We start from the raw sequence: 24,612 nt of genomic DNA, 5'->3' as shown, positions 1-24,612 counted from the left end.
GAGAAAACAACAGCATCACGTATCCAGTCAGGGATTTGCCTCTGCTCTAGTTGAATCCAAACGGAAGTATCGATGACCACCTTGGTAACCGGCGGCGCAGGCTACATCGGCAGCCACATGGTCCATGCTCTCGTCGATGCCGGCGAGCAGGTTATTGTAGTCGACAATCTTTCAACGGGCTTTGAATGGGCAGTCGCAAAGGGCGTGCCTCTCGTGCGCGGCAATGTCGGTGATCAAGCCTTGTTGCAGTCACTGCTCGCGGAACACGAGGTCGAGACCATCATTCATTTTGCTGCATCGACAGTCGTATCCGAGTCTGTCTCAATTCCTCTGAAATATTATCTCAACAACACCGTCAATTCCAGGTCGCTGATCGAAAGCGCGATCAACGGTGGTGTTCGCAATTTCATCTTCTCATCGACTTGTGCGATTTATGGAAGTGGGCCAAGGGTTGTAGTCCACGAGGACAGCCAACCCGCACCGATGTCGCCATACGCTCCTCGAAGCTGATGTCGGAGATGATGCTGCGAGACGCTTCGGCGGTATCTGGTCTGAAGCATATCATCTTGCGCTACTTTAACGTGGCCGGAGCTGACCCGTTGGGAAGGACTGGACAGTCGACCAAGAACGCAACACATCTCATAAAGGCGGCGGTCGAGACGGCGGTTGGCAAGCGTCCGAAAATCGAAGTCTATGGCACCGATTATAACACCGCAGACGGCACTGCGGTTCGAGACTACATCCACGTTTCAGATTTGGTGGCTGCCCATTTTGATGCTCTCCGATATTTGCGGAGTGGAGGCCATTCAACGACCCTCAATTGCGGCTACGCTCGGGGGCATTCGGTGCTCGACGTGATTGATACGGTGAAGCGCGTATCGGGGGTCGATTTCGCCGTGACGTTCGGCGGACGTCGTGCTGGCGATCTGCCCGCGATTGTTGCCGACGCAGGACTTATTCGCTCCGTGCTAGGCTGGAGACCGCAATTTGACAATCTCGACACGATTGTGCATCACGCGCTTGCGTGGGAGAGGATCTTGCCGCAACGACAGGTTTAGCGAGGCCAAGGTCCAAAAACCAGCTATTCCAGATGGTAAGATAAGGCCAAATTACATTAACCGCCATTCCGGTGCAGACCTTGCGGCAGATCGCGGCTGGCCAGAGACTGTTGCCGTTGCCCTCGTCCGAGGAAGCCGCCAGTCGCGCGAAAACCACGATGACGGGACGCCTGTCTCGCTTAGGCAAGTTTGCGTATTCGCAAAATGAGTGATGCCGGTAATCTGACCAGCCCTCTATAATTATGGGTGGTCGAGCAATCTAAGGTCTCGATGCCGTGCGCGAGCTTGATCACCTCGACGGCTGCCGTCGCGATTGACCAGCGACAAGGCACTCGGTCCACCCGGTGGCACGTCCACCATCCTCAGCGTCTGGATGAACGAGCCCGCCGACGTGCCGCCATGTGCCATCATGTCAACCTCGCAGAAGCCGGGCGCCGGGTCGTTCCAGTCGTTGACGTCCGGATCGGCACCTCACGACGGATCGCGGAATAAAACCCGGCCCGCCGCCGATGGCCGCCTGCCGCTGCAACCTTCACGTCGCTGAGCATTCGATCGATCGTCGCGGCGCTCACTGCGAGCAATTGCGTCGCTTGCTCGCCTCCGCCGAGCTGCAAGCGGCCGTGTTGCTCCAGTTCAGGCACAAGGGTCGGGATCACATGCGGATGTACCTCAATAGGATGAACGGCACCCCCCTTTTTTCCACAAGGACTGCTCCCCTATGATGGGAATATGGAATCTATCGTGCGCCCACGACCAATGACATTCAAGCAGCTCGTTACCGGAACATGATGCTCACCACTTCACCGTAAATACATCTCAAATCCTGTCGGGCTCCCGAATCAAAAGGGGGCCCGACTGTTTTTGCAGTTTAGATATCTTGCCAAATTTGACACTTCAATCATTTGCCGGCGCGCCTTACGCTGAAACTCTATGAAAAGGGGAGGGGTTATGAAAAAACGTTCGATATTGTTATCTTTCATTCTTGCGCTTGCGGTCTTCGTTGGCGCGGAATGTGACACAGGATTTAAGAGTGCTGCGCAATCTTCATCGGTGTTGGACAACGGCGGTTCAGGTTTCGCCATGATGTCATTAAGCACCGTGGCTGGTTTCACCGACAACTCATTCGCACTGGATAATTTCACACTTAACTACGACATTGTCCCAGGGCAGAACAAACAGGATTTGGTGATTGGTTTATCGCAAAATGCAGCCGGTACATACAATGATCTGGCCGCCATTGTGCGCTTTAATCCGGATGGTTTCATCGACGTGAGAAATGGTGCGGCTTATGGCGCGCTCACGAGCCTCGCCTACAGTTCCGGCGTCTCGTATCACATCCGCATGGTGGTCAACGTGCCAGCTCATAAATACAGCGTATTTGTTACGCCTAAGGGCAGTGCCGAGATTCAGTTGGCTGTGGACTATGCTTTTCGTACTGAACAAGCTTCTGTCACCAGCCTTGGCAACTTAGGGATGTTCGGCAACCCTGGCACCGCGATGGTCACGAATATTTCCATTTCCATCCCACTGCCGAATATGGGTTCACCTGCACCAGCTCCGACTCCAGGACCGGTCCCGGCACCAGCGCCTGCACCTGCTCCCGCGCCTTCGCCAAACTTGATAGCAAACGGTTCGTTTGAATCGGGCGTTGCTTCTTGGTACCTCAATCGCAACAATGGCACCGCAACAATCGGAACGGACAACACCACTAGCTATTCTGGAAGCTACTCAGGCAAACTGTCCGTCACTCAGAGTCTATCTAACATCTGGGACCTTGCGATTTATCAGCCGAATCTTGCTTTGACCGGGGGTCAGCAGTACACAGTTAGCTTTTATGCCAAAGCCGGTGCTAACCGTGACCTCATTGCGGCCGTTGGCCAAGCTTACTCTCCATTTACCAGATCCGCGACTCAGACTTTTTCACTGACCACGACATGGCAGAAATTCAGTTTCACGTTTACTCAGCCTTCGACGGATAGCAATATGCAACTGATGTTAGTTTCCGGACAAGCGACGGGAACGGTGTATTTTGACTTAGTCAGTATCGTCGCTGGCGCATCGAGTCCTTCTCCGGCTCCAGCACCCGCGCCAGCTCCGAGCCCCTTACCGTGGAGCGTTCCCGTTCCCGACATAGCGGGTTTTTCAGGATCCAACGGCTCAACTCTTACGCTGGATGGCCACCAGTACTTTGTGGATAGTGCGAACAAATCTTACAGCGTCACGAGTCCTGACAGTCAGACGCTGCGCTTTGAAATCCGCTCCGGAGATTGTTTTACGAGGGGCAATTATAGCGACTGTCCGCACAGCAACCGCGCGGAAGTGGAAGCTGTCGACCAGTGGCCGAACACCGCCGACGTGCACGTGCAGTACGAGTTCATGCTGGAACCCGGAGCAGCAAATACTGCCACATGGATGGTTATCGGTCAGCTTTGGTCCGCGGGCGGCTCTCCACCTTTCGCTGTGGAGATGCAAGGCGAGCACATGTCCATTGATGTGCGCTGGACCGCTGACAAAAGTGAGCACCATATTTGGACGGATCCAAATCCCATCCAGCGCGGTCGCTATTACAAGATGGATATCAGCGTGAATTTTTCGCGAGGCACGGCCGTCGTCTACCGAGATGGAGTGCGGATCTTAAATTACTCCGGTGCTCTCGGATATGGAGGAACGAGTCACTGGGAGTTCGGGCTCTATCGAGCTGCCGCTTCCGAGACTCAAGTCGCCAGATACCGCAATATGATAATATCGCCCTGATACTTCCCCACCCAACGCGCGCCGCGATCCCCAGCGGCGCGCGCCCACCTCAAGAGCGACAAATTTTAAAACGTTCCAATGTAAAACTGCACGCGAAACGGCGACTCCGGATCATGGCCGTATTCCGCTTTGGCGGGATTAATCTTGAAAGCAATATCGAGAGCCACCGGTCCCACTGGAGTGTTGTAACGAAAGCCAAATCCCACGGCATCACGATAAGGCCGCGCGAAATGGAAACCACTCACATGCACCGAGCCGCCGTCGTAAAACACCACACCACCGATCTCGCCATAAAATGGAAAGCGCAGCTCGGTTTTGATCAGATAATAATTGGCGTCGGTCTGTCGGTCTTAATGATTTTGTCGTTGGTCGTTCCCAGCTTCCATCCGCCGTCGCCGTCTTTGGGAATGCGCTCACTCGCCGATGATTGGTCAAAGCCGCGCACCGAGTAAATACCTCCGAGCACAAACGCGTAGTCGGAGGGCACACCGGCATCCTCGGGAACGCGACCCTCTTTGTCGCGCTTGAGATTGCTCAGGTAACCGCCGCGCAGCGTGTTCGCCCGAGCTGCACAAACTCCATCGCTACGAGAGACGGGCCTTCAATGCAAAGCAACGTGCGTTCCGCAAGCTCGCTGATGCCTTGAGGTTCTGATACGAGCAGGTACTCGCTACCGTGGTCCGGCCGACGGCGGCCACCACGAGCGTAGCGGGGTTGGGGTTGACCGCATTTTCGATCTATAATTGTATAAGAGCTTGGTTATTCTGAATGCGAGAATTGCCTTCGTGCCAACTGCCTCGAGCCAAATTTGCAAAACGAACCCAATTTTCTGAGTGGAATCAACAACTGACCGCCCTGGCCGCCCCCGCTCTCGCGGCGCCCGCTGTGATCGGGGGCGCGCCATCCTCGCCGAAGACCCACGATATCGACCTCGCCCTCGATGATATGGAACGACTTGCTTTTGGGAGTAATCCTTCGGCGCTGTTGCGCTCACCCCTCGATGAAGGTGAGCTAGAGGTCTGATTTTCGGCTGCCAGCGGGCGAAGAACGTATCTGGGGCATAGCCCGCATCCCGGCGGCGAGCGCATGGAAGCCGATTGGGCGAATACGGAAAGCGTTCGACATGATCCTCTTGACCGGAGCCGCCGGCTACATTGGGTTCCACGTCTGCGTGGTCTCTCTAACGCCACTTGCCACCACCTCTAGGTCGCTGATCGATGCCATCAGCCGCCATGATCTTCCCATTGGGCGAGATTACCCGAATGAATGTCGTCGAAAGAGTTGAACCGCCGCAACTTCGGAAGGAGCTTGCGCGCGCGGCGCCAGTTAGGTTGCGCCTCGAGGACGGCACCGAACTGCAAGGTCGCGGAATCGGAGCGTTGCAACCGGTATGCGGCGAGGTTGTCTTCAATACCGCAATGGCTGGGTACGTGGAGACTCTCACGGATCCGTCCTACCACGGTCAAATTCTAGTTCTCACCTATCCGCTGATTGGAAACTACGGCGTGCCGGCTATGCGATCCGAGGGTTTGGGCCGTCCGTACGAATCCGACCGCATTCAGGTTCAAGCGCTCGTCGTGCAGAATTACGTCGACACCCATAGCCATCACTCGGCGAGCCGCTCGTTGCATGAATGGTTGATAGCAGAGCGCGTCGCGGGCTTAACTGGCGTCGACACCCGGTCGCTGACGCGGCGGTTGCGCGAGCGCGGCACCATGAAGGGATGGCTTTATCCGGCGACGATGACCGCGGAGAAAGCGCAAGAGGCCGCGGTTGGCGTGGACATGCGCGAGGAAGTCTTTCGTGCTGTCGCGCCGCGCGAGCCGATTCGTTACGCGCGCGGCGAGCTCACGGTGTTACTAGTCGATGTTGGAGCCAAGGACAATATCGTACGCTCGCTCCTCGCCCGCGATGCGAGCGTGATCCGCGCACCGTGGCACGTGGATCTCGTCGCGCTCGCCAGCCAAGCGGATGGAATCGTGATCGGCAACGGCCCCGGTGATCCCAAGGACTTGGTGCCGCTGATACGCCAGATTCGCTCGCTGTTGCAAAGTTACCGCAAGCCGATATTCGGCGTATGTCTCGGAAACCAGATTCTGGCGCTTGCCGCGGGGGGCGATACGTACAAACTCCCGTACGGCCACCGTGGCGTGAATCAACCGGTCCAGGACCTCCTGAGCCGCCGTTGCTACGTTACAAGTCAGAATCACGGTTACGCGGTACGGGACGGGTCACTGGCCAAAGATTGGGAACCCTGGTTCATCAATACCAACGATGGCACCAACGAGGGCATTCGGTCGTCTCAGTTCCCGTACTTCGGCGTCCAATTTCATCCGGAAGCGAGTCCAGGCCCGCAAGACACCGGGTTCTTGTTCGACGATTTCATGCGCCTCGTTTCTTCCACCGCGCGGGGCCGATGATGTTCGGTGTTTATCTCCCAAGGAAGCCGCGTCGCGTGATGGTGTTAGGCTCCGGCGCGCTGCAGATCGGCCAGGCGGGCGAATTCGACTATTCTGGCTCACAGGCGCTAAAGGCGATGCGCGAAGAGGGCATTTTTACGGTGCTCGTAAATCCAAATGTCGCGACTGTCCAAACCAGTCCTGGACTCGCCGATCGCATCTATCTTGCGGCCGTGACGCCCGAGCTCGTCGAGCAGATCATCATCAAGGAGAGCGTGGACGCGATCCTGCTCTCCTTCGGCGGTCAGACGGCGCTTAACTGCGGTCTTGCCTTGCATGATGCGGGTGTATTCTCGAAGCACGGAGTTCAGGTGCTCGGCACTCCAATCGAAGCCATCCGCAACACCGAAGATCGTCATCTGTTTGTCGAGCGCTTGACCGAAATCGACGTGAAAACGGCACGCAGCCAGTCATGTCGCTCGCCCGAAGAAGCGCGAGCGGCGATACGCAGGATCGGACTGCCCGTCATGCTGCGCAGCAGCTTCACGCTGGGTGGGAAGGGAAGCAGCATCGTCCAGTTCGAATCGGATATCGAAGCTGCATTGACGCGCGCTTTCGGCGACGCCTCTCACGTATTGGTGGAAGAGGCCCTACAAGGCTGGAAAGAAATCGAGTACGAAGTGGTGCGGGATGTCCGCGACAATTGCATCACCGTGTGTAACATGGAAAACCTCGACCCGATGGGAATACACACGGGCGAATCTATCGTCATCGCGCCCTCGCAGACGCTGAATGACCGGGAGTATCAGCTGCTGCGCAGCGTCGCGATCCGCACCATTCGCCATTTCGGTATCGTCGGCGAATGTAACATCCAATATGCGCTCGACCCTGACAGCGAAGACTATCGAGTCATCGAGGTCAACGCTCGATTGTCGCGATCAAGCGCGCTCGCGAGTAAGGCGACCGGTTACCCGCTCGCGTATGTCGCTGCCAAGATCGCTCTGGGCTATTCACTCACCGAAATCCCCAACGGCATTACGCGCCGCACGACAGCGTTCTTCGAGCCCGCGCTCGACTACATAGTGTGCAAATTTCCTCGCTGGGACCTCGGCAAATTTCAAGGTGCATCGACCCGGATCGGCACGGAGATGAAGAGCGTCGGGGAGGTGATGGCGATCGGCCGCACCTTCCCGGAGGCCATTCAGAAGGCCGTTCGCATGCTCGATATCGGTGCGCGAGGCCTCGATCCGGACCTGTTCCGGTTTGACGATATTCAGGACCAATTGCGCAACCCCACTCCATTTCGGATCTTTGCCATCGCTGAGGCAATCCGCGACGGTTTCTCCATTGATGAGATTCATCAGTTGACTCGCATCGATCGCTGGTTCCTGCGTGCGATCGAGCCCATCGTCGACACCCACAGGCGCCTCGCTCGCGCAACGCTTCCGCTAGCTCCGGACATGATGCTCACGGTTAAGCGTTTGGGATTTTCCGACGCCGCCATTGGCGGGCTCGTGGGCGTATCGGAAGAGAGTATTCGCGCCGAGCGCAAAGCCCAGGGCATCAAGCCCCACTTTTCGCAAATCGATACGATGGCGGGCGAATTTCCCGCGGAAACTAACTATCTATACGCGACCTACCATGCGGATTGCTCAGACATCGCTCCATCGCGGCGCAAAAAGGTCCTAATATTAGGGTCGGGTACTTACAGGATCGGTTCGAGCGTCGAGTTTGATTGGTGCGCGGTGAATGCGGCCCAAGCGGCCGAGGCGGTCGGTTACGAGACGATCATGCTTAACCACAATCCGGAGACGGTGAGCACCGACTACGATATCTGCGACCGTTTGTATTTTGACGAGCTGAGCCTTGAGACGGTGCTCGACCTGTGCGAGCATGAACGTCCTGAGGGCGTAGTAGTCAGCATGGGTGGCCAGACGCCGAACAATCTGGCTATGCGCCTCGATTCCGCGGGCGTAAAGATCCTTGGTACCAGTGCCGAGCGGATCGATGCGGCCGAGGATCGCCGCAGATTCAGCTCGCTTCTCGATGAGCTGGGTATCGATCAGCCGCGCTGGGCGCACGTCACCGACATTGATAGGGCTGCGACAATTGTGGACCACTTGGGCGGGTTTCCAGTATTGGTCCGGCCAAGTTATGTGCTGAGCGGTGCCGCGATGGCGGTCGCGCGCGAGCCGGGTGAGCTGCGCCGCTTTCTGGCGCAGGCGTCGGTAGTTTCTCCAGAGTACCCCGTGGTGGTATCGAAATTCGAAACTCATGCGCGGGAGGTGGAGATCGACGGCGTTGCCGACCGTGGGGAGCTAGTCCTGTGGGCGATCTCCGAGCACATCGAAGACGCCGGCACACATAGCGGAGACGCAACTCTGGTGCTACCGCCGCAGACGCTCTACATAGGGACCCTGCGGCGTGTGAAACAGATCGCCGTGGCGTTGGCGCGCGCGCTGTCTATTACCGGAGCCTTCAATATTCAGTTCCTTGCCCGGCACAACGCGGTCAAGGTAATCGAATGCAATCTGCGCGCCTCGCGCAGCTTCCCGTTCGTTTCGAAGGTAACCGGCGAAAATTTTGCCGCAGAAGCCATGCGCCGAATGCTCGGCGTCAGTCGCGAGATCGTAAACCCGAATCTCCTGGATCTCGACTACGTTGGCGTCAAGGCGCCGATGTTCTCGTTCTCAAGAGTGGCAGGAGCGGATCCGATGCTGGGCGTCGAAATGATGAGTACTGGTGAGGTCGGCTGCCTCGGCCGCGACTTGCACGAAGCACTGCAACACGCACTGCTCGCAACAGGCATTCGCTTTCCGCGCAAAGGCGTGCTGTTGTCGCTCGGCCCAGTCGTCGACAAGTATTGGTTTGCTGAGGAGGCGCGGATCATCGCGCAGGAGCTTCAATTGCCCGTTTATGCGACGCGCGGCACGGCTGAAATACTCGCCGGAGAAGGAATTCCGTGCACAACGGTGGAGAAGAGAACCGAAACCGGGACTATCGGGCTTGATGTCATTGCTCAGGGGATGGTTGATTTGGTGATCAACGTCACGCGCGAATACGATAAAAATGGCCGGCCAGACGGCTATTGGATTCGTCGGCAAGCAATCGACTTGGGCGTACCGCTGATCACTGACTTGCAGCTGGCCCGAGCAGTCATCGAGGCATCGCGCTGGCGAAAATCATCGGGCCTTGAGGTCTTTGCACTCAATGATCACGTAGCGCTCGATCATCGGCTCATTGTTGGTTCGCAACCTGATGGACATTCGAAAGCGAGAATGAGCGGTCGTCAGACAGAGGTGCCTTGCACTCGGCCCGCCGCCGCGCCAAGAAGTCCGGGAACATCAGCTCGGGCGGCACAGGCCTTTCCAGTCCGCCGAGATAGCCGAACCCGCCAAGATGTGTCGAATAGGTAGTGTGTGGCACCTGCGGTTTGGTGACTGCCGCTCGGATCGAGCCGTGAGACCGCATAGCCCGAGACGCCTGTCGGCTGGCCGATCAGCTCTAATTGTGAGATCGCAATCCGCGTCGAGCCGATCTCGGGGAAGCCCTTTTCCTGATGCTGACCGAGCGCCGTGGGTTCCACGAAATTCTTCATCGCTCACCATGGTGGAGTAGTCGCCCGAGCGCGCTCCCATCGAAAAGCGCATCGAGGTCGCCCGCAAGCCCGAGCGCGTGAGATGTACTAATTTAGAGGCTGCAGCAGCGCATGAGGGCAAGGGCAACAGTCTCCGGCCAGCCGCGCGACATTGTGTCCTGTCGAACGCGACAAATCGTTTATTGTTGGTCAAGCGCAACCAGGCTGAAAAGCGATAAACATTTACCGTCGGCGCGCCTGTCCTCAGGGGGTACCCCTAAGTCCCCAGGGAGTCCCCCTTAGTCCCCTTGCTGTCGCCTCTGCGTGTACGAAATACTCCAGCGACGGAACGGGCGAGGTTTTCGTGAGTGAATGGCTCAGCGACCGCATTGTCGAGGAAGCTGGACGTCGCATTTACGAGTCTCAGCAATCAAGGCTTTCGGATCAATCGACCGCGTATGGCGAAGCGAGGCGTGCCGGCGAAGTTTTGGGACAGTTATCTAGAGGACGCTCGGGCAGCGCTTTCGCTGCAAAAAATGCCTTTGCAAAACCGTTTGGCAGCATCGGCGAAGGACATCTCCCTAGCACAACTCGCGCGTGACGTAGCGAAGGCAATCAATATGACCCGCAAAGCTGTTTTCATCACCATCCTTGCATCCGGCTCAGTTCTCACATGTCTCGCGTTTTTTGAGGTTTCTGTCCGCCTCATTAACCCACAGCCGGAACTCTATCCTCGACTTGTCCATTCATCGCGCTATGGCACCCTGCTGCCAAAATCGGCGACAATCGTACAGCAGTTACCTGGTGCCTGGAAATTCGTTTATCATACCAACGAGTATGGCTTTCGCGTCTCTATGCCACCGATTTCAAACCGATATGATCGCCCCAATATAGTATTGCTTGGCGATTCTTACACCTTTGGCCAGGGCGTTAATGACGGTGAGGAATTTGGCGCGGTTCTAGCGGACAAACTGGCGTCGAAGGCAAATGTAGTTAATTTGGGCGTGCCCGGCTTCGGCCTTACCCATGAGATCCGTGTCTTTTATGAATTTGGACGCCTGTTTGAGCCCGAAGTCGTTGTCTTGCAGTTCTGTGGTAACGACCCCAGCGACAATTTATACGAGATGGTGACTACTCTTGTTGACGGTCGTTTCGATTTCAGGACGGATAGGTCTTTAAACTCTGTACTCAGTAGCATCAAAAATTGGCTGAGTGGGTCGATTATTCAGAAAAGCGCTGCATACAATTTGGCCCGAAATCGTATTTATGATCTTTGGCACCGGCGCGTGACTGAATCCGCCAAAGAAACGCATGAGCAAGAAAAATTCTACAACGAATTGCTCGTTGCGTTCGCCGACGATCTGCGGCGCCGCGGGATCCGACTGATACTGATCGCTGTCCCGGGCCAACTGGCCCTTTTTCCCGAGATCTTGAAGCAGGTTGACACGCTCAATCAGCAGGGAGACTTGGATTACCTAGCTTCTGAGATTTGGTTCGACGGCAAAACTGATTATGGCTCGCCAGAGGGGCATCTATGGGGCGTAAGGGGCCATCAAATCGTCGCCGAACATCTGGTTGATCCACTGCGTTCCGCTGTCGAACGCTCTGTCGTTGAAGGACGCCAAACCGATGCCCTTCAATGACACCACCGGGAGCGCGCAAACGCGGCTCAGACCAACCGAATTAGCAACCCGGCCTATCGGGCTAGAACCGGAACGGGCTCTTCCTATAAGCAAAAAAGGGGAGGTCGCAGATTGAGTTCATCAGCGGTCATGACAGCAAACGACTCCATCCAATCTCACCGTAAAGTAACAATCGGGACTGAACGCAATTTCGGTATAGTTTTCACGATCGTACTCGTAGTTGTCGGGCTAGGGCCGCTCTACCATGGCGGCGCAGTGCGCTGGTGGGCCATTAGTTTAGGGGGCGCATTCCTGGTTTGTGCGTTCGTGGCGCCCCGGCTGTTGAGGCCTCTAAATCAATTGTGGTTCAGGTTCGGGCTCATGCTGCACCAGGTGGTTAATCCGATCGTGATGGGAGCACTTTTTTTTGGTGCCGTTGTTCCGATGGGCTTGGTCGTGCGTGCCTTGGGCAAGAATCTGCTTAATCTGAAATTCGACAGAACGGCGGCGAGCTACTGGATCCGGCGCGATCCTCCGGCGCCGCCGATCGGCGGCATGACGAGACAATTTTAGGAGGATTCGACTGTGTCCTTTCTTGCCGAGCTTTGGGAATTTTCGCGCGTTCGCAGGAAATTCTGGCTGCTGCCGCTGATACTGATGCTGCTCGTCATGGGTGGGCTTGTGGTTCTGACCAAGGGCTCTGCCGTAGCTCCATTCATCTACACTATCTTCTGAGCCGCCGATGATTGTTCTGGGGATTTCGTCCTACTACCACGACAGCGCCGCCGCGCTGGTCGAGGACGGCACGATCGTGGCTGCGGCGCAGGAGGAACGCTTCACCCGCAAGAAGCACGATGCCGGCTTTCCGGCTAACGCCGTCAAGTGGTGCTTCGAAGGCGCGCGCGTGAGCGCCAGTGACATTGATTATGTTGCGTTCTACGACAAGCCGTTCCTGAAATTCGAGCGGCTGCTAGAGACCTATCTTGCCTTCTCGCCGCGCGGCTTTGATTCATTCAGAAAGGCGATGCCCGTCTGGATTGGTGAGAAGCTCTTCCAGAAAAATCTTCTGCTCAAGGAATTAAAGGCGATCGACGAGAGCCTTGGCACGGCCGACAAGCTGCTTTTCTCAGAGCATCACTTCAGCCATGCAGCGTCCGCATTTTATCCATCTCCATTCGAGGAAGCCATCGTTCTTACTATGGATGGCGTCGGCGAATGGGCAACGACGTCAGCCGGTATCGGACGCGGCAGCGAACTCTCGATCGAGAAGGAAATCCACTTCCCGCATTCGCTCGGCCTTCTCTACTCGGCCTTCACCTATTACACGGGTTTCAAGGTGAATTCGGGTGAATACAAGGTGATGGGGCTTGCCCCTTATGGCGAGCCGAAATACGCGCAAAAAATTCTCGATCATCTCATCGACCTAAAGGCGGACGGCTCATTTCGGCTCAATCTCGACTACTTCGATTACTGCACCGGATTGACCATGACAAATGCGCGCTTCGACGCGCTGTTTGGCGGGCCCGTTCGCAAGGCGGAGGAACTGCTGACCCAACGTCATATGGATCTCGCTGCCTCGATCCAGGCCGTGACCGAGGCGGTTGTGATTCGCATTACCCGTGCCCTCGCGGCGGAGACCAAGATCAAGAAACTATGCCTTGCGGGCGGTGTTGCACTCAATTGCGTTGCTAACGGCATCCTACAACGGGACGGCCGCTTCGATGAGATTTGGATCCAGCCAGCAGCGGGTGATGCTGGCGGCGCGCTTGGCGCAGCACTTGCGGCCTGCCATCATCAGAAGGGCATGCCACGGGCAAGATTCATCGGAAACGACGGCATGCGCGGCGCCTATCTCGGTCCAGCATTCGCGCAGTCCGATATTGAAGGGGTGCTCACCGCTGCCGGCGCAAAATTTACCGTGCTCGAGGAGAAGGATTTGCTCGACGCAACGGCCAGAGCAGTGGCCGACGGGAAGGCGGTCGGCTGGTTTCAGGGTCGCATGGAATTCGGCCCGCGCGCGCTCGGTGCCCGCTCGATCCTTGGTGATCCACGTTCGCCAGTAATGCAGAAGATGCTCAATCTCAAGGTCAAATACCGTGAGAGCTTTCGTCCCTTTGCACCCTCGGTACTGCGCGAGGACGTTGCCGAGTGGTTCGAATTGGACGCCGATTCACCCTACATGCTGATGGTCGCCCCCGTCTGCAAAGACAGGCAACGTCCGATGACCGAAGCCGAGCGCCAACTTTTTGGCATTGACAAGCTCAATGTGCCGCGTTCGGACATCCCGGCGGTTACGCACGTCGATTATTCGGCGCGCATTCAGACCGTTCATTCCGATACCAATCCACGCTACCATGCGTTGATTTCCCGGTTCAAGGCCATGACTGGCTGCCCAGTCATGGTCAACACAAGCTTCAACGTCCGTGGCGAGCCAATTGTTTGTACTCCCGAGGATGCCTTCCGCTGCTTTATGGGCACCGAGATCGAGGTGCTTGTTGTGGGCAACTGCTACCTGCGCAAGGAGGAGCAGAATCCTGGACTCAAGCGGGACTACAAGGACGCCTTCGAGCTTGATTGAGTGCAGTTCTAATACAGTTTTTTTGCGAATAATCTAAATCTGATAGTGACCTATATTGGGCTCTGTTCACGAGCATGTTCGGTTGTGGGATTAGTATGGCAACCGGGCGTGCCATCTTTCCAACAATAGAAAACAGGTATGCATTTCCGATCATTGCGATGATGATCAACGTGGCGCGGTTGCGCTATCTGGATGCCTATCGCAGTCGACCCAAGACGATTCAAAAGCCTGAAGAAATCGTTGCGAGGTAAGTCTATACGTCGTCCCACGCAGCCGATGGAGTTCGATTATATCTCCTGGTGATTTGTCCCAGCGGCGCCACCGCTTACGCTCCAGCGAAGGCTGCCTTGCGGAGCGCGAGCGTAGAGTGAAGACATAGGCGTATGACCGACCATACGGCTATGTCGAACGTCTCTCGCGTCACGCCCTCATCGGCGCCCACCGGCTTGGCGAGCCGATTGTAGGCAGCCGAGCTGTCGAGGTGGTCCCGGTTGTCTGAACAGAGTCTCCGCTTCGATAGGTGAAGCCTCTGCCAAGGTTAGGCTGCCAAGCGGAGTGGCAGCAGGTTGAAGTAGGCTTGATCGGGGGTGATGCCGTCAAGGCTCGAATGCGGGCGCCGACCGTTGTAGAAGTCGAGGTATCGGCCGATCGACGCGAGGGCCTCGCTGACGCTGTCATAGGCCCGCAGATACACCTCCTCGTATTTGACACTGCGCCATAGCCGTTCGACAAACACGTTGTCCCGCCAGGCTCCCTTGCCGTCCATGCTGATCGCAATGCCGTTGTCGGCGAGCACGCCGGTAAAAGTCTGTCCGGTGAACTGCGAGCCCTGATCTGTGTTGAAGACGTCCGGCTTGCCGTGACGAGCCAGGGCATCCTGAAGCGTCTCGACACAGAACGCCGCCTCCATGGTGATCGATACGCGCCACGACAGCACGCGGCGGCTGAACCAGTCGAGCACAACCGCCAAATAGACGAAGCCGCGCGCCATCGGGATGTACGTGATGTCCATCGCCCACACCGTATTCCTCCGTTGAGGGCCGCCTTGTTTGATGGACGCGAGCGCTGCAGGTCCTAGGGGTAATCCTAGGAGAAGCGCTATGACGATTTCGCGGGCGGAAGTGATCACATCGGTCGAGCGGCGGCGTCGGTGGTCGCAGGATGAGAAGGAACGGCTCGTTGCAGCATCGCTCGAGCCCGGAGCCACTGTTTCCGAGGTGGCTCGCATGGCCGGCCTTCATGTGAGCCAGCTGTTCAGGTGGCGCAAAGAGCTTTGCAAGCACAGCGAGACGAGTATAGCGCCGTTAGTGCCGGTCGAGATTGGGCCGTCTGTGCCGCCGCGGGATGTGGCCGAAGCGCCATTGACGGCGGCGCCAGCGCGTCGACGGAGGAACCAGGGCATCATCGAGATTGATCTTGGTAGCGGACACCGCATCCGGGTCGATGGCGACGTTGATGGAGACGCGCTGCGTCGAGTTCTCGATGCTCTGGTGCGCCAATGATCCCGGTTCCGACAGGCGCGCGAGTGTGGCTCGCGACCGGCTACACGGATATGCGCAGAGGCTTTCCGTCGTTGGCACTCCAAGTGCAGGAGGTGCTGCGCAAAGACCCACTCAGCGGTCATCTGTTTGTCTTCCGCGGTCGCCGCAGCGATCTTGTGAAGATGATCTGGGATGATGGCCAGGGAGCATGCCTGTTTACCAAAAGACTCGAGAGAGGAAGGTTCATCTGGCCATCAGTTACCGGTGAATCGGTAACGATCTCGTCGACGCAGTCGAGCTATCTATTGTCTGGGATCGTTTGGCGCAACCCTCAAGAAACCCAGCGCACGCGGGTCGGATAGCCGTTTTACGGTTTGAATCTGCTGCTCGATCTGATTCAAGCTTCATGATATCGAAGCCGGACGATCTTCCCTCGGACCTTGTCAGTGCCCCAGCGGCGCTGCAGGCCGAGCGTGAGGCGCGGCTGCGAGCCGAGGCGGTAGCTGCCAATGCGCGGGCGGAGCTGTCGGACAACGAGGGCGTTGATCGCGCATCTCGAGCTGCGGATCGAGAAGCTAAAACGCGAACTGTACGGGCAGCGCTCCGAGCGCACGGCGCGTCTGATCGAGCAGCTGGAGTTGGAGCTCGAAGAACTCGCCACCACGGCGAGCGAGGATGAGCTTGCCGCGCAGGCCGCAGCGGCGAAGACGCAGAACGTCCGCCCCTTCATGCGCAAGCGGCCGGTGCGCAAGCCATGGCCGGACGACATCGAACGCGAGCGCGTTGTCATTGAGGCTCCAACGACCTGCGCCTGCTGCGGAGGATCGCGGCTGGCGAAGGTCAGCGAGGATGTAACCAAGACGCTGGAGGAGATCCCGCGTCGCTTCAAGGTCATCGAGACGGTACGCGAGAAGTTCACCTGCCGTGATTGCGAGAAGATCAGCCAGCCGCCCGCGCCGTTCCATGCCACGCTGCGCGGCTTTATCGGCCCACAATTGCTGGCGACGATCCTGTTCGACAAGTTCGGCATGCATATCCCGCTCATCCGCCAGAGTGCGCGCTTCAAGTGCGAGCGGATCGACCTGCCGTTGTCGACGCTGGCCGACCAGGTCGGCCACGGGACCTTCGCCGTGATGCCGCTCTTCCACCTGATCGAGCGCCATGTGCTCGCTGCCGAGCGCCTTCATGGCGACGACACCACCATCCGTATCCTGGCGAAGGGAAAGTGCACGACCGGACGGATCTGGACTTATGTGCGGGATGACCGGCCCTTCGCCGGGCCTGCGCCGCCGGCGGCGGTCTATTACGCCTCGAGAGACCGACGAGGCGAGCACCCGCAGAGGCATCTGGCCGCCTTCGCCGGCATCCTGCAAGCCGATTGCTACAGCGGCTTCGAGCCGTTGTTCGATCCGCAAAAGAAAGCGATGCCGATTACACCGGCGTTTTGCCTGGCCCATGCGCGGCGGGGCTTCTTCGAGCTGGCCGACATCGAGAGAAACGCCCGGGAAGGCCAGAAGGGCAAACCCATCTCCCCGATCGCGCTGGAGGCGGTCAGGCGCCTCGACACGCTGTTCGAGATCGAACGCGCCATCAATGGTCGCAGCGCCGACGAGCGGCGTGCCGTGCGCCAGGAAAAGAGCAAGCCGCTTCTCGACGACATGCATGCCTGGTCGCTCCGCGAGCGCGAAACGCTCTCGCGTTCGGCCGAGGTTCTGAAGCCTATGAATTACATGCTCAGGCGCTGGGGCGACTTCGCCAGCTTCCTCGAAGATGGCAGGATCTGCTTGACCAACAATTGTGCTGAGCGCGCATTGAGAGGTATCGCCTTGGGAAGGCGCAACTGGACCTTCGCCGGCAGCCAGCGTGGCGCCGATCGTGCCGCCATCATGCTGACGATGATCACGATCTGTCGCCTCAACGACGTCGATCCCAAGGCCTGGCTCGCCAACGTCCTCGCCCGTATCGCCGATCTTCCCGTATCGCGTCTGCACGAACTGCTGCCCTGGGAATGGAAGCTCCTGCGCCAAGCCGACAAGCAGGCCGCCTGACCTTCGCGCAACGCCATCATAGAGCTCGCCGTACCCGCGCGCATGCGTCAATCAGGCGGTCTTCGTCGTCTTTCAATTACCCACAAGGGCTCGATTCATTTGCGGGAGGCTCGATCGAAGAATCTTGAATCGGATGAATCGGTTGTGATTCACTGTTGAGCACCTGAATCGCGACGGCGAGGTGCCTTCATGTGTTCGAGCGGTGCGATATCTCGTTGGTCGGCGGGCCCGGATGGTCACCAGGATGATCGTGATGAAAGCGCCGTCGAACACTGGACTGAGCGCGAGATCGACAGGACGGCTTTCAAGGACGCCCGTCTTGGTCAACGATTTGGCGAGTTGTTAAGGCAAATTGGTGATGGCATGGGCGGGAGCATACCGTTCGCGTGCCAAGACTGGGCGAACACGAAGGCAGCCTACCGCTTCTTCGCCAACGAGCGCGTGGAGGAAGCCGACATTCTTAGCGGCCACCTCGCCGCCACGCGCACGCGTTACGATGATTGTACAGGCCCGATTCTCCTTATCCAGGACACCACGGAATTCTCCTACCAACGCGCGAACACGAGCGCGATCGGCATAACCGAGAGCGTCAATAGCGGCCGGGACAAAGGTGGCCGTTGGCGCCATCACACGGTCTGCGGAATGCTGATGCATTCCAGCCTCGCGGTGACCGTCGAGGGCCTCCCCTGGGATTGGCGGCGGTGAAATTCTGGACACGGAAAAAATTCAAAGGCACGGCCCAACTCAAGAAGAAGATCAACCCGACCCGGGTTCCCAACGAGAAGAAGGAGAGCGTTCGTTGGCTCGACAATCTCAGGCAATCGATCGAACGGCTCGGACAGCCGGAGCGTTGCATTCATATCGGCGACCGCGAAAGCGACATCTACGAATTGTATTGCCTGACGCAAGAGCTTGGCGCTCATTTCCTTGTCCGCGCCTGCGTCGATCGGCTGGCAGGCGATGGCGGCCATACCATTGCGACCGAGATGGAAGAGACCAGCGTCAAGGGCCTGCATTACATCGACGTGCGGGACGACGAGGGCGAGATGACGAAAGCCGCGCTGGAGATCAAGTTCAAGCGGATCGCGGTCTTGCCTCCGATCGGAAAGCAAAACCGTTATCCCGCCCTCGACCTGACGGTAATCCACGCCAGCGAGCGCGGTGCGCCAAAGGGCCGGAAATCCATTGAGTGGAAGCTAATCACGGACCTACCCGTCCGCGGACGCTCCGAGGCAATCGAGAAGATTAACTGGTACGCCATGCGGTGGAAAATCGAGATGTTCCACAAGATCCTGAAATCGGGCTGCAGGGCGGAAGACTCAAAACTGCGGACCGCGGAGCGCCTCGCTAATCTGATGGCGGTCTTCTGCATTCTCAGCTGGCGCGTCCTCTGGCTCACCATGCTCAATCGCACGGCCCCGGACGCGTCACCGAAGATGGCCTTGACGGACACCGAGATCGCATTGCTCGATGAACTCATCAGCGACGTCGGCAATCGACGATGTCGCCCTGGAACCCTCGCATTCTACTTGACCAAACTTGCACGATTGGGTGGCTACCTGGCCAGGGCCGCCGATCCGCCACCCGGAAATGTTGTCATCTGGCGCGGACTCTCCAGACTCTCCGATATCGAACTCGGCGCCGAAATCGGAGCGGCTGGAAATGTGGGTAATTGAAAGGGACGCCGTATGCGTACCCCACACCTAATTCGGCCGCGTGATCTCCATGCCGCGCAGCAGGTACGGGTAGATCTTGTGGCCCGGCTCGGGCTTTGTCGTGCGTGGACGGCGATAGAGCGCTTCTATCCCCATCCGTCGCACATGCCGACGGCCGATCTTGCACCCATCGGCAGCCAGCAGCCCTCGCAACATGCGAGAGCCGGCAAAAGGGAACTCTCCAGATGCAGCCGGTCGAGGCGCTGCATGATCGCAAGGTCGGCGTCCGGCACGGGCCGCGGCAGATAGTACACGCTGCCGCGGCTGATGTTCAAAGCGTCCGCCTGCCTGGTGATCGGCAGCTCGTGCTCACGGTCGATCATCGCTTTGCGCTCAGCAATCCCGCCTTGGTGAGCGCTCCTTCTAAAAAACTATGCGCGGCGCTGCGCTCCCCCTGTGGGATAGAAACGGGCCGGCGCTAGATTGCCGGCCGGAAGGGAGAGGCCGATACGATTTTGGTGGCACGTGACCCCGTCAAAAAACCTGGTCCATTGGTTGTTGCGCACTTGAGAGTGGTGACGCCATCCAGCGATCCCGTTTAGCAATCTGACCAATAGCGCAGCCCAGCCCTTCCGCCGCCATCAGCAGGAGGATTGGATATGAACCCCAAAAGATCGAAGTCGAGGAACAGTGGTAAGATGCCGATGGTGCACCCGAACGCCGGTGCCATCGATGTCGGAGCGACTATGCACATGGCTGCTGTGAGGGCAGATCGCGCACTGGAGCCAGTCCGCAGCTTCGGTACCTTCACGGCCGATCTGCATCGGCTGGTCGACTGGTTTACTGAATGCGGCGTCGAGACCGTCGTCATGGAATCGACCAGCGTCTACTGGATTCCGATTTTCGAGCTTCTCGATGCCAGGGGATTTACCGTGTTTCTTGTCAACGCGCGCGATGCCAAGCACGTGCCGGGGCGCAAGACCGATGTCAGCGATGCGCAATGGTTGCAGCGGCTCCATTCATTCGGGTTGCTGCGGGCCAGCTTTCGGCCCAAAGGGAAGATTGCCGAGCTGCAAGCCTACGTGCGTCAGCGCGAGCGTCTGCTGGAGTACGCGGCCTCACACATCCAGCATATGCAGAAGGCCTTGACGGAGATGAATCTTCAACTGCACCACGTTGTCGCCGACGTCACCGGCGCGACCGGCCTGCGTATCATACGCGCGATCCTTGCCGGCGAGCGCGATCCGGAGGCGCTGGCGTGCTTGCGCCATTACAGTTGCCACGCCAGCGCCGAGACGATCGTGAAGGCGTCACCGGAAGCTATCGCGCCGAGCATCTGTTTGCGCTCGAGCAGGCACTTGCGCTTTACGACGCCTACCACGAGAAGGCATCTGCCTGCGACGCCCGGATCGAAGCCGTGTTGAAGGAACTGAGCATCCATCGCGGTCATGACCATGGATCAGCGCCGCGGGCCTCGCGGCGTCGGAACCGAACCGATCAGGCGAACGCTCTAGCTTTCGACGTCCGCGAGGCGCTGTTCGCGTTGCTCGGAAAGGACATCACCACGATCGACGGCCTCGGTCCTTACCTCTCGCTGAAGCTGATCGCTGAATGCGGCGACGACCTCTCCTCGTGGCCAAGTGCAAAGCATTTTACCTCCTGGCTGGGGCTGGCGCCGAGTAACAAGGTCTCCGGCGGCAAAATGCTCTCGTCCCGAACGCGGCGATCCGGCGGCCGGGCGGCGGCACTTCTGCGCCTTGCTGCCGTGACCGTGGGTCGTACGGACACCGCGCTCGGCGCCTTTTATAGACGGCTCTCAGCGCGCATCGGCAAGGCCAAGGCCGTGACCGCCACGGCCCGCAAGATCGCTCTGTTCTACAATGCTGTGCGATACGGAATGGACTATGTCGATCCCGGGGCCTCGTCCTACGAGACGCGTTACCGAACGCGAGTAGTCAACAATTTGCATCGGCGTGCCAAAGCATTCGGCTTTGTTCTCCAGCCCTTGGAGCCGAAAGTCGGTGCTGCCGTTTCTTAGGAATCGTTCTCCAGCGTCAGTTCGCCGATCTTGGCGTGCAGCGACTTCACGTCAATGGCTGCTTGCTCCGCTCCGGAGCCGCCGCCGGGACCGAACGCATCGGCGGCCTTGCTTTCAAGCGGAGCCTTTCCACGCTGTGATCTGATTGGGGTGGACGTCGAACTGCTCGGCAAGCTGAGCCAGCGTTCGATCGCCCTTCACGGCGGCGAGCGCCACCTTCGCCTTGAAGGCCGGTGTGTGGTTCCGGCGTGTTCTTCTGCTCATTGTCGCTCCTGATTCGCAGGCACAGCGTGCCCGCTGTCAGGCAGAAACTCCACTTATCGCCCTGTGCAGAATTCCGGGGCCGGCTCTACCTGCGGGATGCCACAGTCGATCCTCGCGGGCGACGACAAAAGCGTGGCAGAGACCTTGTGGAGAGAATCTGGGGCATCTCTGAAGGGCAATGGCGAGCAGCGCAGCGCGAGCCGATACTGAGAGTACTGCCCACCCCTCATATGGGGCGTTTTGAGTCAAGGCTGTTGCGGGAGAATGGGTCAGGGTTTTGCTCTGGGAGGGCGGCGCGCGGAGCCATGCGTAGCGCAGCGCGGCGACGGGCCCCAAGCGAGGATTGGCTTCCGACGATTGCAGCAAATCACTGCATCACCTCATATCCGGTCGGATCGTGTAATCCGTACCCACATTCCGCATGCTTGCGGTGAGGAAGCCGAGGGGGATGAGACCCATCTACAAAACGGTTTGGTTGGCCCTTGGGTGGCACGGTCATCATCCATCCTCAGGGGACCGCAGCTAAGCTGCTGGCCGCACTGACTGCGAGGTTCGGTTCTAAGCCTTCATCGTCGCCTGGTCCGGAACGATCCCGGTGGAGAGATAACGCCACAGTGCCACGATCAGCTTGCGAGCCAGCGCGACGATGGCGATGCGCCTGGCACGCTTGCCGGCGTTGGCGGTGCGGGTACGGAACCATTGGCTGAGCGCGCTGTCCGGCTGATGACGAAGCCAGAGCCAGGCCAGTTCGATCGCCTTCAGACGAGCGCGATGATTGCCTGCTTTGCTGATGCCCTGCTCGAGATCAATGCCGCCGCTCTTCCACGGACTGGGCGCCAAGCCGCAATAGGCGGCGACCTCGCGTCGGTTGCGGAAGTCCTTGTAGAACAGCTCGTTCACCAGCGTTGCACTGAAGGCCGGGCCAAGCGCCTTGAGCCGTTGCAAGAGTTGGCGCCGTTCGCTCATCGCAGCAGGGACCGCAGAAGCCTGCGCAGCGTGTGCCTGCTCCAGCGCCGCAATTTGCTCCCGCACCAGCATCAGGCGCGCATACTCGCGTTGGACCTCGGCCAGAAGATGCGGCGGCAGCGGCTGCCCCTGCCAGTCCCGCTGCTGCTCCAGCCAGGCGAGCCAGTTCCGCCGTCGCGGAGTATCGACAGCCATTCCCAACAGGCGCAGCAACGCCTTGATCCGGTTGCTATGGGCCGTCTGCTCCTTGACCAGACGATCGCGCTCGCGGCTCGCGCGCCGCGCATCCTCTTCCGCCACGCTCGGGACGCGTACGATCCGGACCACCCGCGGCTCGCCCCGCAAATAGGCCATCAAGGTGCGCAGCATCAGTTCGCCGTCGATCCGGTCCGTCTTCGCCCGACGCGATCGCTGCTCCACCGCAATGCTGGCCGCATCGAACACGAAGTTGGTGATCCCGGCCGCCTGCAGCAGCCGGTGCAGCCAAAAGCCGTCATAACCGGCCTCGTAGCAGCTCACCACACCTGGCGCCCACCCCAGCTTCTCGGCCGCCCGAGCCCTGACCTTCTCGATCAGGCCCAGTAGCCCGGCGTGATCGCCTCCCTCCAGCTTGTGGCGCGAGAGCCGGTCGCGATCCGGACTGTGCAGCGTCACCAACCAGGTCTTCTGACTCAGTTCGATCGCAACAAAAATTGTGCCACTATGCCCGGCGGTGGGCGTGCTCTCGGTCGATGCTTGCATCAGACTCTCCGATGGTTCGAGTGTGGTAACCCAAACCTACCGGATAGGGCTCGCTCACCGCCCCATGGAATCTACAGCTTCAGTTCGATGTGAGGAGCAGTCTAAATTTACCGGCGGCTCCGCGAGATCATCCTGATCGCGGGCAAGATCGTGGTCGACGAGACCACGGCACCGGTGCTTGATCCCGCACCAAGAAGGGCTTCTTTGGGGGGATCACGCGGCGGCGGAGATGCCGATCGTCGGTGAAGATGGCAGGCTTCACCCCGAACTCGTGAGGCGCACTGGCTTTGCCTCTGCCGATGCTTCAAGTTGATGATCTCGTCGAATCCCGTTCGGAAGAGGTCGCTCGATCCTGCCATCCTCTGCGCTTGGACCAATTTTCTGTCCGCTGGTGCGGATGCGACCCGACAGATCGCGCACAATTCCTATAGCGAGTCCAAGAAGCAGCCCTGCAACGATCGCTACTCCGAGCACGATTCTAGCTTTTGGCCAGCTAGCCCTCAAAGGAGGCGACGCTCCGGTGACGAGACTCGCCTCAAACACCGGCGGGGTTTGTTGTTGGGCCGCTTCTGCCTTGCGCAGCACGTGGCGAAAATTATCATAGGCGTTCTTTGATGATTCAACAGCAGCGGCCAATCTATCGCGAGTATCAGCGGAATCAGCTGTATCTTTCGTCTTGTTCCTATCGTACTCCTTCAACGCCGTTTCTGCGGCCAATGCTTGAGTGCTCAACTCGTTCAGTCGATCCGCAGCCCATTTCTCGTCTTGCAGGCTTGTCTTGTCCATTTGATGAGTAATGTATTTTTCCACAACGGCGTTTAGGATCTGCGCCGCCCGATCCGGATTTCTGGAATCAAAAGTAATATCGACAAGATATGTAGGGCCGACGCGCTTGACCGAAAGCTTACGTTCGAACGGTTCAACGGCATAGCGGGCGGCGTTAGCCTCCGTCTTCGGCTTACTCCAGCCGAGCAGCCCGGAAATCATGCCGCTACCTTGGCCCGTCGCAAATTCCGGGTCTTGAGCGAGGCCGAGCTTCTCGATCACGGCGTTAGCGATGCTCTCAGACTTTATGATTGCGATCTGACTTTCCACGACCGTCGACAGCGCCGCAGCGTCCGCGAAGGTCAGTTTCGAGTTTACGAGGAGTTGCGCCTTGGCGGTGAACGTCGGTACCACGATGATGAGGTACAGGATGGCAATGCCAAGCCCCGCCAAACACGTCAGCAGCATGATCAGTAGATGTCGTCGGATGAAGGCCAGCACTGCTAGCACGTCTGCTAGTGAGAAGGCTGGCCCCGGGCGAAATTCAGGCGGCATACTGTCTCGACTTACCCAATTCTCTGTGCTGTTGGTCTGGAGCATTTTTATTGCCACTGCTGATAGTTGAGGCTCCGGGACGATGCTCGAGTCGTGTGCGGAGAAGTTCGG

At 58.5% G+C, this 24,612-nt stretch carries 16 protein-coding genes and 5 pseudogenes; 14 read left to right on the top strand and 7 right to left on the bottom strand.

Features of this window, described 5'->3' with window-relative positions; translation table 11 throughout:
• The first annotated feature begins 72 nt into the window (after positions 1–72).
• Both galE and NLN62_RS02385 read left to right on the top strand, forming a co-directional pair.
• Positions 73–1,058, top strand: a pseudogene (gene galE / locus NLN62_RS02390) (UDP-glucose 4-epimerase GalE).
• Between the two features lie 948 nt (positions 1,059–2,006).
• The gene (locus NLN62_RS02385) at positions 2,007–3,812 is read left to right on the top strand and encodes a carbohydrate binding domain-containing protein (protein ID WP_254107224.1); all 1,806 of its coding nucleotides are present in this window, start codon (positions 2,007–2,009) and stop codon (positions 3,810–3,812) included.
• A 65-nt stretch (positions 3,813–3,877) separates the two neighbouring features.
• On the opposite strand, the gene NLN62_RS53205 is transcribed toward NLN62_RS02385, so the two are convergent.
• Together NLN62_RS53205 and NLN62_RS53200 are read right to left on the bottom strand one after the other, a co-directional pair.
• Positions 3,878–4,084 carry a BamA/TamA family outer membrane protein gene (locus tag NLN62_RS53205; protein ID WP_371933095.1) on the bottom strand — a complete coding sequence of 69 codons (207 nt, stop codon included), beginning with the start codon at positions 4,082–4,084 and terminating at the stop codon, positions 3,878–3,880.
• A gap of 47 nt (positions 4,085–4,131) precedes the next feature.
• Complete coding sequence (locus NLN62_RS53200; protein ID WP_371932896.1) at positions 4,132–4,299, bottom strand: hypothetical protein; 168 nt, start codon at positions 4,297–4,299, stop codon at positions 4,132–4,134.
• Positions 4,300–5,074: 775 nt separating this feature from the next.
• Here NLN62_RS53200 and carA point away from each other — a divergent pair.
• From carA to NLN62_RS02350, 6 genes are all read left to right on the top strand, one after another.
• Positions 5,075–6,232, top strand: a complete 1,158-nt coding sequence (gene carA / locus NLN62_RS02375; RefSeq protein ID WP_254107221.1) for a glutamine-hydrolyzing carbamoyl-phosphate synthase small subunit — start codon at positions 5,075–5,077, stop codon at positions 6,230–6,232.
• Positions 6,229–9,627 (top strand): carbamoyl-phosphate synthase (glutamine-hydrolyzing) large subunit, encoded by a 3,399-nt coding sequence (carB, locus tag NLN62_RS02370; protein WP_254107220.1) that lies wholly within the window; start codon positions 6,229–6,231, stop codon positions 9,625–9,627. Before carA ends, carB begins: the two co-directional genes overlap by 4 nt.
• 634 nt (positions 9,628–10,261) lie before the next feature.
• The gene (locus NLN62_RS02365; protein WP_254107219.1) at positions 10,262–11,431 is read left to right on the top strand and encodes an SGNH/GDSL hydrolase family protein; all 1,170 of its coding nucleotides are present in this window, start codon (positions 10,262–10,264) and stop codon (positions 11,429–11,431) included.
• A 129-nt stretch (positions 11,432–11,560) separates the two neighbouring features.
• The gene (locus tag NLN62_RS02360; protein WP_254113320.1) at positions 11,561–11,983 is read left to right on the top strand and encodes an SxtJ family membrane protein; all 423 of its coding nucleotides are present in this window, start codon (positions 11,561–11,563) and stop codon (positions 11,981–11,983) included.
• Between the two features lie 12 nt (positions 11,984–11,995).
• The gene (locus tag NLN62_RS02355) at positions 11,996–12,145 is read left to right on the top strand and encodes a DUF5989 family protein (protein WP_254107218.1); all 150 of its coding nucleotides are present in this window, start codon (positions 11,996–11,998) and stop codon (positions 12,143–12,145) included.
• Between the two features lie 7 nt (positions 12,146–12,152).
• Positions 12,153–13,988, top strand: a complete 1,836-nt coding sequence (locus tag NLN62_RS02350; protein ID WP_254107217.1) for a carbamoyltransferase — start codon at positions 12,153–12,155, stop codon at positions 13,986–13,988.
• Between the two features lie 538 nt (positions 13,989–14,526).
• Here the strand turns inward: NLN62_RS02350 and NLN62_RS02345 are convergent.
• Positions 14,527–15,021: pseudogene (locus tag NLN62_RS02345) on the bottom strand (IS3 family transposase); the annotation flags it as partial.
• Positions 15,022–15,088: 67 nt separating this feature from the next.
• Here NLN62_RS02345 and NLN62_RS02340 point away from each other — a divergent pair.
• From NLN62_RS02340 to NLN62_RS02320, 5 genes are all read left to right on the top strand, one after another.
• Entirely contained in the window at positions 15,089–15,490 is a 402-nt protein-coding gene (locus NLN62_RS02340; protein WP_254107216.1) for a transposase, read from the top strand.
• The gene (gene tnpB, locus NLN62_RS02335; RefSeq protein ID WP_254107214.1) at positions 15,487–15,831 is read left to right on the top strand and encodes an IS66 family insertion sequence element accessory protein TnpB; all 345 of its coding nucleotides are present in this window, start codon (positions 15,487–15,489) and stop codon (positions 15,829–15,831) included. Before NLN62_RS02340 ends, tnpB begins: the two co-directional genes overlap by 4 nt.
• A 44-nt stretch (positions 15,832–15,875) precedes the next feature.
• A protein-coding gene (locus tag NLN62_RS02330; protein ID WP_254107213.1) for an IS66 family transposase occupies positions 15,876–17,517 on the top strand; the annotation gives its coding sequence in 2 pieces (ribosomal slippage) (positions 15,876–16,007 and positions 16,009–17,517; 1,641 coding nt in all).
• 189 nt (positions 17,518–17,706) lie between these two features.
• Positions 17,707–18,222 (top strand): transposase DNA-binding-containing protein, encoded by a 516-nt coding sequence (locus NLN62_RS02325; protein WP_254107212.1) that lies wholly within the window; start codon positions 17,707–17,709, stop codon positions 18,220–18,222.
• Complete coding sequence (locus NLN62_RS02320) at positions 18,219–19,193, top strand: IS4 family transposase (RefSeq protein WP_254107211.1); 975 nt, start codon at positions 18,219–18,221, stop codon at positions 19,191–19,193. The genes NLN62_RS02325 and NLN62_RS02320 overlap by 4 nt, the downstream gene beginning before the upstream one ends.
• A 30-nt stretch (positions 19,194–19,223) precedes the next feature.
• Here NLN62_RS02320 and NLN62_RS02315 read toward each other — a convergent pair.
• A pseudogene (locus NLN62_RS02315) lies at positions 19,224–19,603 on the bottom strand (IS3 family transposase); the annotation flags it as partial.
• Positions 19,604–19,831: 228 nt separating this feature from the next.
• On the opposite strand from NLN62_RS02315, the pseudogene NLN62_RS02310 reads away from it, so the two are divergent.
• A pseudogene (locus NLN62_RS02310) lies at positions 19,832–21,210 on the top strand (IS110 family transposase).
• 2 nt (positions 21,211–21,212) lie between these two features.
• Here the strand turns inward: NLN62_RS02310 and NLN62_RS02305 are convergent.
• From NLN62_RS02305 to NLN62_RS02295, 3 genes and pseudogenes are all read right to left on the bottom strand, one after another.
• Positions 21,213–21,474 (bottom strand): annotated as a pseudogene (locus NLN62_RS02305) (transposase); the annotation flags it as partial.
• A 558-nt stretch (positions 21,475–22,032) separates the two neighbouring features.
• Complete coding sequence (locus tag NLN62_RS02300; RefSeq protein WP_254107210.1) at positions 22,033–23,181, bottom strand: IS110 family transposase; 1,149 nt, start codon at positions 23,179–23,181, stop codon at positions 22,033–22,035.
• Positions 23,182–23,439: 258 nt separating this feature from the next.
• Positions 23,440–24,447: a Wzz/FepE/Etk N-terminal domain-containing protein gene (locus tag NLN62_RS02295; RefSeq protein WP_254107209.1), complete on the bottom strand. Its 1,008-nt coding sequence runs from the start codon at positions 24,445–24,447 to the stop codon at positions 23,440–23,442.
• Between the last annotated feature and the right edge of the window lie 165 nt (positions 24,448–24,612).

The sequence above is a fragment of the Bradyrhizobium sp. CCGUVB23 genome, assembly GCF_024199885.1.
GTDB lineage: Bacteria > Pseudomonadota > Alphaproteobacteria > Rhizobiales > Xanthobacteraceae > Bradyrhizobium.
The sequence above is the reverse complement of the archived record's forward strand: the minus strand, read 5'-3'. Positions and strand labels throughout refer to the sequence as shown.